This is a genomic window from Pseudomonas sp. HP_01 (genome assembly GCF_055284355.1).
Genome location: NZ_JBTOPV010000007.1, coordinates 76,028 through 89,870 on the forward strand (window position 1 = coordinate 76,028; position 13,843 = coordinate 89,870).

A 13,843-nucleotide genomic window follows, 5' to 3' on the forward strand; every position below is an offset into this window, starting at 1 on the left:
GTTGCCCGTTGTGCAAGGATCTTTATCGGATATTTCATCGTTGACCCTCCGATAATTTTAGTAACATAGCCCCCTAAGCATTTGAACGTCTCCGCTCGCAGGAGCACTAACGAATGTACTCACCCACCGCTGCACTAACCCAGAAGGAGTCAACTATGTGGACTAAACCTGCTTACACTGATCTGCGTATCGGCTTTGAAGTCACCATGTACTTCGCAAGCCGTTGATTGTTGCGCGGTGAGAAGCCTCGGTTCGCCGGGGCTTTTTTATTAACGCGATTCTGATTTCAGGGCCGGCCTGGCCCGTCGCTACGGGGTTTACATGCACATCCAGATTCTCGGTTCCGCCGCCGGCGGTGGTTTCCCTCAGTGGAACTGCAACTGCGCCAATTGCGCTGGCTTTCGCGATGGCAGCTTGCGGGCCCACGCGCGCACCCAGTCGTCCATCGCGCTGTCGGACGACGGCGTAAACTGGATCTTGTGCAACGCCTCTCCCGACATCCGCGCCCAGCTCCAGGGTTTCGTCCCGATGCAGCCCAATCGTGGCCTGCGCGATACCGGGATCAGCGCGATCATTCTGATGGACAGCCAGATCGACCACACCACCGGGCTGCTGAGCCTGCGTGAAGGCTGCCCGCATCAAGTCTGGTGCACGGACATGGTCCACGAGGACTTGAGCACGGGTTTCCCGCTGTTCAACATGCTCAAACACTGGAACGGCGGCCTGGCCTGGAATCGCATCGAGCTGGAAGGCAGCTTTGTGATTCCGGCCTGCCCGAATCTGCGCTTCACACCATTTCCACTGCGCAGCGCGGCACCGCCCTACTCGCCACACCGATTCGACCCACACCCGGGCGACAACATCGGCTTGATGGTCGAGGACCTGAGCACGGGCGGCAAACTGTTCTACGCGCCGGGCCTGGGCAAAGTCGACGATGCCCTCATGGAGAAAATGAGCGGCGCCGACTGCCTGTTGGTCGATGGCACGATGTGGGATGACGATGAAATGCAGCGTCGTGGCGTCGGCACCCGCACCGGAACGGAGATGGGTCATCTGGCGCAAAACGGTCCCGGCGGCATGCTCGAAGTACTGGAAAAGCTGCCGCAACAGCGCAAGGTGCTTATCCACATCAACAACACCAACCCGATCCTCGACGAAGACTCGCCCGAGCGCGCTGAACTGGCGCGGCGAAACGTCGAAGTGGCGTTCGACGGGATGAGCATCGAGCTTTAAGAACGCTGAATAACCGACTGTGGGGTGAGCTTGCCCATGAAGGCGTCGAAGGCGTCAGGTCAGCCGGCCGATCCGGCACAGGCAGATCGCATTCGTGAGCAAGCTCACTCCCACGGGATCTGCGGAAATTCTTGATGAGAACTGCCGACATGAACGATGCAACGCCGCTGTCCCCCGCTGAATTCGAACAGGCCCTGCGCGCCAAGGGCGCGTATTACCACATCTATCATCCCTTCCATGTGGCGATGTACGAAGGGCGCGCGACCCGCGAGCAGATTCAGGGCTGGGTCGCCAATCGGTTTTACTATCAGGTGAATATCCCGCTGAAGGACGCTGCGATTCTGGCCAACTGCCCGGATCGGGAGATTCGCCGCGAGTGGATTCAGCGCTTGCTGGATCATGACGGCGCACCCGGTGAAGACGGCGGCATCGAAGCCTGGCTGCGTCTGGGTCAAGCGGTGGGCCTGGATCCTGACCAGTTGCGCTCGCAGGAACTCGTCCTGCCCGGCGTACGATTTGCCGTCGATGCCTACGTCAATTTCGCCCGTCGCGCCAATTGGCAGGAAGCGGCGAGCAGTTCGCTGACCGAGCTGTTCGCGCCGCAGATTCACCAGTCGCGTCTGGACAGCTGGCCGCAGCACTATCCATGGATCGACCCGACCGGCTACGAATACTTCCGCACCCGCTTGGGTCAGGCGCGCCGCGACGTCGAGCATGGTCTGGCGATCACGCTGCAGCACTACACCACGCGGGAAGGCCAGGATCGCATGCTGGAAATTCTACAGTTCAAACTCGATATTTTGTGGAGCATGCTTGATGCCATGAGCATGGCGTACGAGCTGAACCGCCCGCCTTATCACAGCGTGACCGACCAACGCGTCTGGCACAAAGGAATCGCCCTATGAGCTTCAATCGTGAGCAGGTGCCCAGCTGGCGCCGCGGTTATCGTTTCCAGTTCGAGCCCGCGCAAAACGGTCACGTGCTGCTCTACCCCGAGGGCATGATCAAGCTCAACGAGAGCGCGAGCGCGATTGGCGGCCTGATCGATGGTCAGCGCAGCGTCGGCGGGATCATTGCGCTGCTTGACGAAAAATTCCCCGGCGTTTCCGAGCTCGGCACTGATGTCGAGCAATTCATGGAGGTCGCCCGTGCAGAACTCTGGATCGAATTTGCCTGACTCAGTGAACACCCCGTCCGACATCTACATTCCGCCCACGCCCCCGGTCGGGCTGCCGTTGTGGCTACTCGCCGAACTGACGTATCGCTGTCCGCTGCAATGCCCGTATTGCTCCAACCCGCTGGATTTTGCCAAGCAGGGGCAGGAGCTGACCACCGAGCAGTGGTTCAAAGTCATGGCCGAAGCCCGGCAAATGGGCGCGGCGCAGATCGGCTTTTCAGGTGGCGAGCCACTGGTGCGTCAGGATCTGGCCGAGCTGATCGCCGAAGCCCGGCGGCTGGGCTTTTACACCAACCTGATCACCTCCGGCATCGGCCTGACCGAGCAGAAGATCATCGATTTCAAGGAAGCCGGGCTGGACCACATCCAGATCAGTTTCCAGGCCAGCGACGAGCAAGTGAACAACATGCTCGCCGGCTCGAAAAAAGCCTTCGCGCAGAAACTGGAAATGGCCCGCGCCGTGAAAAAGCATGGCTACCCGATGGTCCTCAACTTCGTGACCCACCGGCATAACATCGACAAGATCGACAAGATCATCGAGCTCTGCGTGGCGCTGGAAGCGGACTTCGTGGAACTGGCGACCTGTCAGTTCTATGGCTGGGCGCACCTGAACCGCGTTGGCTTGTTGCCGACCAAAGACCAACTTGTGCGCGCCGAGCGCATCACCAACGAGTACCGCGTCAAGCTCGCCGCTGAAAACCACCCGGTGAAGCTGATCTTCGTCACCCCCGATTACTACGAAGAGCGCCCAAAAGCGTGCATGAATGGCTGGGGCAATCTGTTCCTGACTGTGACGCCGGATGGTACTGCGCTGCCCTGCCATGGCGCGCGGCAGATGCCGATCCAGTTTCCCAACGTGCGCGATCACACGATGCAGCACATCTGGTATGAGTCGTTCGGCTTCAATCGCTTTCGCGGTTACGAGTGGATGCCAGAGCCTTGCCGGTCCTGCGACGAGAAGGAAAAGGACTTCGGTGGCTGCCGGTGTCAGGCGTTCATGCTCACCGGCGACGCGAGCAACACCGACCCGGTGTGCAGCAAGTCACCGCAGCATCACTTGATCACCCAAGCCCGTGATGAAGCCGAGTATGCTAGCCAGACCATCGAGCAACTGGCCTTCCGCAATGAACGAAACTCACGCCTCATCGCCAAGTCCTGACCTCCTTTCTGCCGCCCAGGCTGTGGCGGCAGGCACCGATTTCGCCGAACTCGCTGTCAGCCCTGCGGGGCTTTTCTGGAGTGAATTCCGCCCGCAGGATGCCGCCACACGCATCTGGCGCTGGCAACACGGCGCAACTGCTTGCCTGACCCCCGAAGGCTTCAGCGTGCGCAGCCGGGTGTATGAATACGGCGGCGGGTCGTTCTGCCTGACTGACGAGGCCGTGGTGTTCGTCAACGAAGCGGACCAGCAGATTTACCTCCAGTCCTTCGACGCTCAAACACCTCACCCCCTGACCCAGGGCGACAAACTCTTCGGAGACGTCCGCTATGCGCGTGGGCAGATTCTGGCGGTCGAGGAGGATAAGGACACCCATCGGCTGGTCGCGATCGACGTCGCCGACGGCCGCCGCCATGTGCTGGCCGAAGGCGCCGATTTCTATGCATCTCCCACCGTCAGCCCGGATGGCAATCGCCTGGTCTGGATAGAGTGGTGGCGGCCCCACCAGCCGTGGACGTCCACCCGACTGATGAGCGTCGAACGCCAGGCCGATCTCGCGTGGGGCCGGCCGCACTGTCTCGCGGGCGGGCTGGGGCTGGAGTCGCTGCAGCAACCCCGCTTTGATGAGGCGGGCCGCTTGTATTCCCTGACCGACCGCGCCGGATTCTGGCAGCCGTGGGTAGAGACGCTGGATGGCTTTGAAGCACTGCCCACCGCCACTGCCGATCATGCCTCAGCGCCGTGGCAGCTGGGTGCGTCGACCTGGGCGCCGCTGAAAGACGGCGCGTACCTCGCCGCCTGGTTCGAGGACGGTAAAGGCCTCCTCGGCGTGCGCTCGGCGCAGGGTTCAGTTGACGATTTCAGCGGCGATTACAGCCGTTTCAGAAGCCTGGCGGTTGACGCGAACTATATCTATTGCATCGCGGCCTCGTCCGTCAGCCCCTCTGCGGTGATTGCCATCAGCCGCACTGACAAGCGCGTTCAGGTATTGGCCGGTGGCGTCAGCCCGCTTCCCGTCGAGCGCATCAGCCAGCCGCAAACCTTGCGCTACCCGAGCGGTTCCAGCGAAGCCCACGGGTATTTCTATCCAGCCATGAATGGCGATGAAAAGCCGCCGCTGGTGGTGTTTATCCATGGTGGGCCCACTTCCGCCTGTTACCCCGCGCTGGACCCGCGCATTCAGTTCTGGACGCAGCGGGGCTTCGCCGTCGCTGACCTCAACTATCGCGGCAGCACCGGTTATGGCCGCGCCTATCGCCAGGCACTGTTTCTGGAATGGGGCGTCGTCGATGTCGAAGACGCCTGTGCAGTGGTTGAATACCTGGGCAATCAGGGCCTGATCAATCCGGCAAATGCGTTCATCCGAGGCGGCAGTGCAGGTGGCTACACGACGCTGTGCGCACTGGCATTCAAGGATGTGTTCCGCGCAGGGGCAAGCCTTTACGGAGTCAGCGACCCGCTGGCGCTGGCGGAAGCCACGCACAAGTTCGAGGCGGATTATCTGGACTGGCTGATCGGTGACCCCGACGTCGACATGGCGCGCTACCGTGAGCGCACGCCGCTGCTGCATGCCGACCAGATCAAAGTCCCGGTGATCTTCTTTCAGGGCGAACTCGACGCCGTGGTCGTCCCCGCCCAGACCCGCGACATGCTCAATGCGTTAGTGGAAAACGGCATCCCGGCGGAAGGGCATTTCTACCCTGACGAACGCCACGGCTTCCGCAAAGCCGCCAACCTGGCCCATGCACTGGAAACCGAGTGGGCGTTCTACCGCAAGGTGATTGATGGTTGAGGTGTCGGGCATTTGCCGTCCCAAGTGTTAATGGCGGCCCGAAATCCGTAGGAGCCGGCTTGCTGGCGAATCGCGTGTCCAGGCGACACTGCGGCGTCTTACATGACGCATTCGCCAGCAACCCGGCTCCGCACATTGCATTTGGCCCTGGAATTACCAGCGGGCCAAAGATGCTGCCCTGTTTGATTTGAACCTGCGGCCCCTCTGAAACAACTAACACATTCAGTCATCCATACACGTGCAGCGCCACCGCACCGATCAACACCAGTCCTACCCCGCAGACCTGGACGGCGCTGAGCCGCTCTTTGAGGAACAGGAAGCCAAACACTGCGGCGATACCGCCTGACAGGGTGCTGATGACGGTGACTACGGAAATCGATCCCACCATCGCGCCATACGAGAACGCAGAGAACCCACCCAGATTCAGCAGGCTCGCGGCTAAAAGGGTTGCCCCGGTGCGTGCAGGCGGGAGCTTAAGGGCGTCTTTCATTCGCAAAATCATCGGCGATAAAACGGCGAGGCCGACCAGATACCCCAGCCAGAGCATCGTGACGGGGCCCAGTGCTGGCAACGCGTAACGGCCTTGCATCCAGAAACTCGATCCGTACAACAAGGCGGCGCCCAGTGCGTAAACAATCGCTTGGCGATTGTGCTTTTTCGCCGCGGAATCATCACCTGATGTGATGCTGGATAGAACGACTCCCAGCACGCACAAGGCAATCAACAGCAACTGCGTCATTGATATCTGCTCGCCGCTCGCCCACGACAACAACGTGGTGAAGACGCCGTAAGACGTTACCAGTGGAGCCACAATTGAAGCTTTGCCGAGCGAGAACGCCTTGGATAACGCCAGGGCGCCACTCACCGTGAAAATCGAGGCGAGTACACCCAGAAGCCACGTGTGCCAAGGCGCAGAGAATGATTTGGAGATGAAGGCCGGATAGCACAGCAAGAGCACGCACATGATCAGAAAGCCAAGCGCCTGACCAAAATAAACCGCTCGTTTGACCCCTACCGCACGGGCGTTGAGCCCTACCAGAAAATCTGTGCCGCCCCAGAACAGAGCGGCGAGTAATCCCAAAACAACGTCCATCCCTGACCTTCCCGATCATAAAGTCCGACGTCGGACTCTATGTCAGCTGGCCTGAGACAGGAAGCGCAGTGTTTAACGGATCAGGTTACTTGCGACTGACAATGATGTAGATCGCATGGATGATCCCCGGGATGTAACCCAGCAGCGTCAGCAGAATATTCAGCCAGAAGGCGCCGGCGAAGCCGACTTGCAGGAACACGCCCAGGGGTGGCAGCAGGATGGCGATGATGATGCGAATGATGTCCATGGGTGGAGCTCCTGATCAATGGCCCAATGGGGGCCGCACAGCTAATCGACCTTGGGCCGTTACAGGGGTTCCGCAGCGCCTGTCATCACGCCATTGCCTTGTCGAAGCTGCATAAAGCGAAACGGCCGACGGCGTTGCACTTTTCCGGAATGCAGAAAAAAGAAAACCCCGCCTAAGCGAGGTTTTCCAGACTGTTTCCCATGACTTCCATTTCTTCCCGCCATCCTGGCAGGCAATCCCTTACGTGTCCCTGTTATCTGTTGCGCGTCCTGCGCTACGTCCATGTGAGTAGATTAAACTTGGATCCACTGAAGCGATAGAGCCGATTGCCATCACGTCATGTAAGCAAATGCTTACATGCATTTCCCAGTGTCAGAACTGTGACGCCTCCAACAGATACAGTGACTCGCTGCCAGCCTTAACAGACGCCGAAAGTGACTGAATCCGTGGCAGCAGACGCGCGAAGTAGAAACGCGCAGTGCCCAGCTTGCCGGCATAGAAATCTTCCTGAGATTCTTTGCCCCACGCCGCTTTTGCCATCATCGCCCACATGTAGGCGTAGGCCGTGTATCCGAATGCATGCAGATACTCGACGGACGCAGCACCGATTTCATTCGGGTTGCTGCGAGCCCGATCCAGTACCCAGTCGGTCAATTCGTCCAGTGTGGTCAGGGCTGCAGCCAACGGCTTGGTGAATTCCGCCTGCGAGCTGTCAGACGAAGCGATGAATTGATGGATTTCGTCGGAGAACAGCTTGTAGTAAGCCCCACCACTGGCGACCACCTTACGGCCCATCAAGTCCAGTGCCTGAATGCCGTTGGTGCCTTCGTAGATCTGAGTGATGCGCACGTCACGCACCAGTTGCTCCTGACCCCACTCGCGAATGTAGCCGTGACCGCCGAAGACCTGCTGACCGTGCACGGTGGTATCCAGGCCCATGTCGGTGAGGAAGGCCTTGGCAACGGGCGTCAGCAGCGCCACCAACGCATCGGCGCGCTGACGTACGTTGGCGTCTTCGCTGTACTTGGCGGTGTCCAGTTGCATCGCCACGTACGTGGAGAACGCACGACCGCCTTCGTTCAGCGCCTTCATGGTCAGCAGCATGCGACGCACATCGGGGTGAACGATGATCGGGTCAGCGATGGTGTCTTTGGACTGCGCGCCCGTCGGAGCCCGGCTTTGCAGTCGGTCTCGGGCGTACTCGATCGCGTTCTGATACGAACGCTCGCCGGACGCCAGGCCCTGAATGCCGACGCCCAGACGCTCGTAATTCATCATGGTGAACATCGCCGCGAGGCCTTTATTAGGCTCGCCGATCAGATAGCCTGCGGCCTGATCGAAATTCATCACGCAGGTGGCCGAGGCCTGAATGCCCATCTTGTGTTCGATGGACCCGCAGAACACCGTGTTGCGCTCACCGAGACTGCCATCGTCATTGACCATGATCTTCGGCACGAGGAACAGCGAAATGCCCTTCGGGCCTGCCGGTGCGTCAGGCAGCTTGGCCAATACGAGATGGATGATGTTCTCGGTGAGGTCGTGTTCGCCGCCGGTGATGAAGATTTTCGTGCCGCTGATCTTGTAGGACCCGTCAGTCTGGGGCTCCGCTTTCGTGCGGATAATCCCCAGGTCGGTGCCTGCGTGGGCTTCGGTCAGGCACATCGAACCGGCCCATACCCCGGCGTACATGTTCGGCAGGTATTTGGTCTTCAACGCTTCACTGGCGTGGTTGTTGATCGAAACGCAGGCGCCGGACGTCAGCATCGGGTACAGCCCGAATGCCAGACTTGCGGAATTGACCATCTCTTCGACCTGAGCAGACACCGCCTTGGGCATGCCCATGCCGCCGAATTCCGGGTTACCGCCGACGCCAACCCAACCACCTTCAGCGTACGTTTTGTAGGCCTGAACGAAGCCTGCCGGGGTGGTAACAACGGTGTCTTTCCAGTGGCAGCCTTCTTCATCTGCCGCGCGGCTCAGGGGTGCAACGGATCTGCCAGTGACTTTGCCCGCCTCTTCGAGAATCGCCTCGACGGTCTCGGCGTCCACGGTTTCGGACAATTCGGGCAGCGTGGCCCAAAGTCGGGAGACTTCGAACACTTCATTGAGGACGAAGCGCATATCGCGCAGGGGCGCTTTGTAGTCAGCCATGGCAAACCTCGTTTCAGCGGCAGAGAACTCAAGGGAAGAGCAACGCTGCAGTGACAATGCGGCGCTGGGATATCAGTGAAACGAGTGTACAGCAACACCATTTGCGACACATAGGGTCAACACGTGACTATGAATAGTTATCTGGTCACAACCGAGCAACAGTCAGACCAATGCCCTCCCACGACTCCGAGTGCGCTTGCTTACAGAATGAAAAGAGTACGTTTTAGCCGGCAGCGGCCATCCGCACAGCGCCACGCTTGCTGGTCTGCAAGTGACTGATGACGCAGTTACGCCCGGCGCCTTTGGCGGCATACAGCGCCTGATCGGCGGATTTAAGGACTTCTTCCGGATTGCGGTGCTCCGGCAGACGCTCGGCCACGCCGATGCTCACGGTCACCGACACCGTTGATGCCTGAGAGCCCGCCCGGCGCTGGCGCCCCTGCAAGTCATCGTTTGGACGATTATCCTGATTGCGCAGGTGAATCTGATAACTGGCGATGGTTTCGCGAATGACCTCAAGATGCGGCATGCACTCTTCGAGGGTCTTGCCGGCAAACACGATGGCGAACTCTTCACCGCCATAGCGATAGGCGCGCCCGCCGCCATTGGTGATCTTCGACAGCTTGCTCGCCACCAGACGCAGCACCTGGTCGCCAACATCGTGGCCATGGGTGTCGTTGAATTTCTTGAAATGATCGACGTCGCTCATCGCCAGCACATAATTGCGGCCCAGTCGCTGCATCCGCTCATTCAGCGCACGTCGACCTGGCAGCCCGGTCAGTTCGTCACGGAAGGCCATTTGATAGGCCTCGTGGGCGACTGCCGCCGCAATCATCAACATCACCTGGCTGCACATGATGTTCAGGGTGAACGGCAGGATGAAGGTTTTCGGTAACGCCCAGAACATCCCGAGCAATCCCACCAATTGGGCCGCATGCAGCGGCCGCGGCTTATAGAGGTACTGGGTGATCAACGCGGCAAAGGCGATTAAAAACGTCACGTAGGACAGCTGGATCAGGCTCATCCATTCCCCGTGCAACGCCGGCCAGCGGATGTCGGCGAGCCAGGCCAGCAGCCCGGCGGGAAAGCTCTGTTCGAGACCTAGCGCGACGCTGCCGACTGCCACCAGAACGGCCAACCGTGCAACCAGGTCCTGAAACAGATGGGTCCGCTCTTCCCACGCCGCGTACAGCCCGAACAGGACTGGCAGCAAGAGGCAACACAGGTGGAACACCACGGCGGCATCCTCTCGGACTTTTCCGTTATCGCGGTAGTAGTCGGTCTGTGTGTCGAGCAGGAAATAGGCGATGTACACAGTGATCATCAGGAACAGCTCACGCTGTCGCTTGTACACACCGCAATACGCACCGCCCAGCAACAGCACCAGAGTGGGCAGTACGTTGAAGAGTGAGGTAAAAAAGACGTTGAGGTCTTTCACGTACGCAGCCGCCAGTCCGGCAATCAGCAAGGCCAGAGAGGGTAAAAAATGACTGAGCCGTGCGGCAGAAGGGCGCAGCAAAAGGGCTATCTCCTCACCGGATGAAGTGAGTGCTGATTAAATGGCATTGTGCCTGTATCGGCCGCGTCCTGCATAGGATGAGGAAGAATGTGCCTGGCCTTGAGGCAAAATCGGTCAGGCACAAAAAAGCCGCTTGTCCCGGAGGACAAGCGGCTTTGAGGAAAACCCTTCGGGTGGCTCAGTAAGCGAGGCCGAAGTGCTCTTCGTTCATGTCCATCAGGTTGCTCGCGCCCGACAGCATGGTTGCCACGTGAGTACGGGTACGCGGCAGGATGCGCTGGAAGTAGAAGCGCGCCGTCTGCAGCTTGGCGGTGTAGAAGGCTTCTTCGCTGGTGCCGGCTGCCAGTTTCTCGGCTGCAACACGGGCCATGTCAGCCCAGAAGTACGCAAGGCACGCATAACCGGAATACATCAGGTAATCCACCGAGGCGGCACCGACTTCTTCACGGTCTTTCATGGCGGCCATGCCGACCTTCATGGTCAGTTCGCCCCATTCTTTGTTCAGCGCAGCGAGCGGTGTCACGAATTCGCTGATTGCTTCATTGCCTTCCTGCGCCTGGCAGAACTTGTGGACGATCTTGGTAAAGCCCTTGAGCGCCTCGCCTTGAGTCATCAGCACTTTACGACCCAGCAGGTCGAGCGCCTGAATACCCGTGGTGCCTTCGTACAGCATGGCAATACGGGCGTCGCGAACGTTCTGCTCCATGCCCCACTCGGCGATGAAGCCGTGGCCGCCATAGACCTGCACGCCGTGGTTGGCGGATTCGAAACCGACTTCGGTCATGAACGCCTTGGCGATCGGCGTCATGAACGCCAGCAGTGCATCGGCTTGCTTCTTGGCTTCGGCGTCGTCGCTGTACTTGGCGATGTCGACCTGCTTGGCGGTGAAGTACACCATCGCACGGGTGCCCTCGGCGAAGGCCTTCATGGTCAGCAGCATGCGACGTACGTCCGGGTGAACGATGATCGGGTCAGCGGCTTTCTCTGGCGCTTTGGGTCCAGTCAGCGAACGCATCTGCAGACGCTCACGGGCGTATTTCAGGCCGCCCTGGAAACCGATCTCGGCGTGGGCCAGACCTTGCAGCGCCGTTCCCAGACGCGCGGTGTTCATGAACGTGAACATGCAGTTCAGGCCCTTGTTCGCCGGGCCGATCAGGAAACCGGTGGCGCCGTCGAAGTTCATCACGCAGGTGGCGTTGCCATGAATGCCCATCTTGTGTTCCAGCGAACCGCAATTCACAGCGTTGCGCTCGCCGACGCTGCCATCAGCGGCCGGCACGAATTTCGGCACGATGAACAGCGAAATGCCTTTGGTGCCGGCAGGCGCGTCGGGCAGGCGGGCCAGCACGATGTGGACGATGTTATCGGCCATGTCGTGTTCGCCAGCGGAAATGAAGATCTTGGTGCCGGACACTTTGTACGATCCGTCAGCCTGAGGCTCGGCCTTGGTGCGCAGCATGCCCAGGTCGGTGCCGCAGTGAGGTTCGGTCAGGCACATGGTGCCGGTCCACTCACCCGAAACCAGTTTGGTCAGGTAGGCGTCCTGCTGTTCAGGGGTGCCGTGCTCGGAGATGGTGTTCATCGCGCCATGGGACAGGCCCGGGTACATGCCCCACGACCAGTTGGCTTCGCCGACCATTTCACTGACCGCCAGACCCAGCGACTCGGGCAGGCCCTGACCGCCATGGGCGACGTCGTGGGCCAGGCTCGGCCAGCCGCCTTCAACGAACTGCTTGTAGGCTTCCTTGAAGCCGGTCGGCGTTTTTACGCCGGACTCGCTCCAGGTGCAGCCTTCGGTGTCACCCACACGGTTCAGCGGGGCCAGGACCTGCTCACAAAACTTGGCGCCTTCCTCGAGAATGGCGTCAACCATGTCAGGCGTGGCGTCCTGGCATGCTGGCAGACTCTGATAGTGCGCTTCGTAGCCGAGCAGCTCGTCACGGACGAAGCGAATATCACGCAAGGGGGCCTTGTAGTCAGGCATAGCGATAAACCTCTGCTGGTGAATCCTGGAATTGGATGACCGTGTGGTCACTGTGGGGCGTTGCCCCGGCGCCGACGTTTGGGATCACGCGACGATCAAACAGGTGTTTGAAACATACGTTTACGCCTATACCTTGTCAAGCGACCCCCTGCACCTTTCATCACCTGACGCGGGCAAACCGCAGGCGTGCGGTTGCGACGCCAGGCGGTTGAGACCGCAGCGTTGAGTCTAGAAAACGTCGGGATGAAAAAAACGCGAAAACGCCCAGGGAATGGGCACGTGAATGAGGGGTTATTCAGGAGAGGGGCAGCATCCAGCGACGTGCGCCGCAGCCCACGAAGCGGAGGAGGATCAGGCGAAAGTGTCGATCAGCGTACCGAGCATTTCATCGCTGGCTTTTTCGACTTTGACGCCAGCCTGGACTTGAATCCGGCCTTGGGTCAGTTCCACCACATTGGTGGCCATGTCGGAACGTTGCGGACGATCCACAGAGCGGAGGCGCTCAAGCTGGAAATCCGAAGACTGACTGCGTCCAGACACCTCGGTGGCGGGACTGGCCAGTTGCGTCGCAGCCTGATCGACACGGTTCTGCCCGACCTGCATGGCGCTGAGGCCCGGGTACAGCGTGTTATTCAGCGAGATTTGCATGAGCACGATCCTCTGTTCATAGCGAACAGCGTGATTAAAGCAGCAAAGCGCGCGGATTACTCTGCCATGCGACTAGTGGCATTGCGCCTTGTGACGCGCCTCACACTCGGCGACGCCCTAACGGTTAATCCAGCAACTCAAGATGCAGATGCTCGGCAATCATTTCCGCCGTCGCCTTCTTCATGAACGGCACTCGACCCAGGCAAGGCGCCGGCAGACGCTCTGCAAGCGTGGCAAGGTTTTCTTCAAGCCGTGACGTTTTGGGATCAATGATATTCGCTACCCAGCCCGCCAGTGGCAGACCGTCGTTAGCGATCGCTTCGGCTGACAGCAACGCATGGCTGATACAGCCCAGGCGCACGCCCACCACCAGAATCACCGGCAACTTCAGCGCGATTGCCAGATCGGACAGATTGGCCTGATCGGCCAAGGGAACGCGCCAGCCGCCGGCACCTTCGATCAGAGTGAAGTCAGCCTGCTTGTCGAGGATGTGCTGCATCGGCCCGAGCAGGGACTGCACGGTCAGGGCGACTCCCGCTTCCCGTGCGGCCAGATGGGGTGCGATCGCCGGCTCGAAGGCCACCGGATTGACCTCGTTGTAAGTCAGCTGAATCGAGCATTCGGCGCGCAAGGCGACGGCGTCCGAGTTACGCAGCCCCTTGGGTTTTACATCGCAACCGGAAGCCACCGGCTTACCCGCCGCCGTGCTCAACCCCGACTGCCGCGCCGCGTACAAAAGCCCCGTGGCTATAGTGGTCTTGCCGACGTCGGTATCGGTTCCCGTGATGAAATACGCAGCGCTCATCGTGGCGACCATCCATTGAGAAATTTCAAACTATT

At 59.8% G+C, this 13,843-nt stretch carries 13 protein-coding genes; 6 read left to right on the forward strand and 7 right to left on the reverse strand.

The genetic code is table 11. The features are described 5' to 3' along the window. Positions 1-155: 155 nt before the first annotated feature. The 6 genes from pqqA to ACYAR8_RS06320 all read left to right on the forward strand — a co-directional run bounded on the left by pqqA (position 156) and on the right by ACYAR8_RS06320 (position 5,361). Positions 156-227 (forward strand): pyrroloquinoline quinone precursor peptide PqqA, encoded by a 72-nt coding sequence (gene pqqA / locus ACYAR8_RS06295; RefSeq protein WP_008365141.1) that lies wholly within the window; start codon positions 156-158, stop codon positions 225-227. A 94-nt stretch (positions 228-321) separates the two neighbouring features. Further along, positions 322-1,233: a pyrroloquinoline quinone biosynthesis protein PqqB gene (gene pqqB / locus ACYAR8_RS06300; protein WP_463579387.1), complete on the forward strand. Its 912-nt coding sequence runs from the start codon at positions 322-324 to the stop codon at positions 1,231-1,233. 149 nt (positions 1,234-1,382) lie between these two features. Beyond that, positions 1,383-2,138, forward strand: coding sequence for a pyrroloquinoline-quinone synthase PqqC (gene pqqC, locus ACYAR8_RS06305; RefSeq protein ID WP_463579414.1), 756 nt, complete (start codon positions 1,383-1,385; stop codon positions 2,136-2,138). After that, positions 2,135-2,410: a pyrroloquinoline quinone biosynthesis peptide chaperone PqqD gene (gene pqqD, locus ACYAR8_RS06310; protein ID WP_463579388.1), complete on the forward strand. Its 276-nt coding sequence runs from the start codon at positions 2,135-2,137 to the stop codon at positions 2,408-2,410. Before pqqC ends, pqqD begins: the two co-directional genes overlap by 4 nt. Further along, on the forward strand, positions 2,355-3,569 hold the full coding sequence (pqqE, locus tag ACYAR8_RS06315) for a pyrroloquinoline quinone biosynthesis protein PqqE (protein ID WP_463579389.1): 1,215 nt from the start codon (positions 2,355-2,357) through the stop codon (positions 3,567-3,569). The genes pqqD and pqqE overlap by 56 nt, the downstream gene beginning before the upstream one ends. Continuing rightward, positions 3,535-5,361 (forward strand): S9 family peptidase, encoded by a 1,827-nt coding sequence (locus tag ACYAR8_RS06320; RefSeq protein ID WP_463579390.1) that lies wholly within the window; start codon positions 3,535-3,537, stop codon positions 5,359-5,361. Before pqqE ends, ACYAR8_RS06320 begins: the two co-directional genes overlap by 35 nt. A gap of 226 nt (positions 5,362-5,587) precedes the next feature. Here ACYAR8_RS06320 and ACYAR8_RS06325 read toward each other — a convergent pair whose 3' ends face one another. From ACYAR8_RS06325 to bioD, 7 genes are all read right to left on the reverse strand, one after another. Continuing rightward, positions 5,588-6,454 carry a DMT family transporter gene (locus ACYAR8_RS06325; protein ID WP_463579391.1) on the reverse strand — a complete coding sequence of 289 codons (867 nt, stop codon included), beginning with the start codon at positions 6,452-6,454 and terminating at the stop codon, positions 5,588-5,590. 85 nt (positions 6,455-6,539) lie between these two features. Beyond that, a complete protein-coding gene (locus tag ACYAR8_RS06330) occupies positions 6,540-6,701 on the reverse strand; it encodes a YqaE/Pmp3 family membrane protein (RefSeq protein WP_037019089.1) in 162 nt (53 codons plus the stop codon). Positions 6,702-7,073: 372 nt separating this feature from the next. Beyond that, entirely contained in the window at positions 7,074-8,852 is a 1,779-nt protein-coding gene (locus ACYAR8_RS06335; RefSeq protein ID WP_463579392.1) for an acyl-CoA dehydrogenase C-terminal domain-containing protein, read from the reverse strand. Between the two features lie 223 nt (positions 8,853-9,075). Further along, positions 9,076-10,371, reverse strand: coding sequence for a GGDEF domain-containing protein (locus tag ACYAR8_RS06340; protein ID WP_108121106.1), 1,296 nt, complete (start codon positions 10,369-10,371; stop codon positions 9,076-9,078). 178 nt (positions 10,372-10,549) lie between these two features. Then, positions 10,550-12,355, reverse strand: a complete 1,806-nt coding sequence (locus ACYAR8_RS06345; protein WP_108121105.1) for a phenylacyl-CoA dehydrogenase — start codon at positions 12,353-12,355, stop codon at positions 10,550-10,552. 351 nt (positions 12,356-12,706) lie between these two features. Continuing rightward, a complete protein-coding gene (locus ACYAR8_RS06350) occupies positions 12,707-13,003 on the reverse strand; it encodes a pyrroloquinoline quinone biosynthesis protein PqqE (RefSeq protein ID WP_065991303.1) in 297 nt (98 codons plus the stop codon). 124 nt (positions 13,004-13,127) lie between these two features. After that, positions 13,128-13,808: a dethiobiotin synthase gene (bioD, locus tag ACYAR8_RS06355; RefSeq protein WP_463579393.1), complete on the reverse strand. Its 681-nt coding sequence runs from the start codon at positions 13,806-13,808 to the stop codon at positions 13,128-13,130. Between the last annotated feature and the right edge of the window lie 35 nt (positions 13,809-13,843).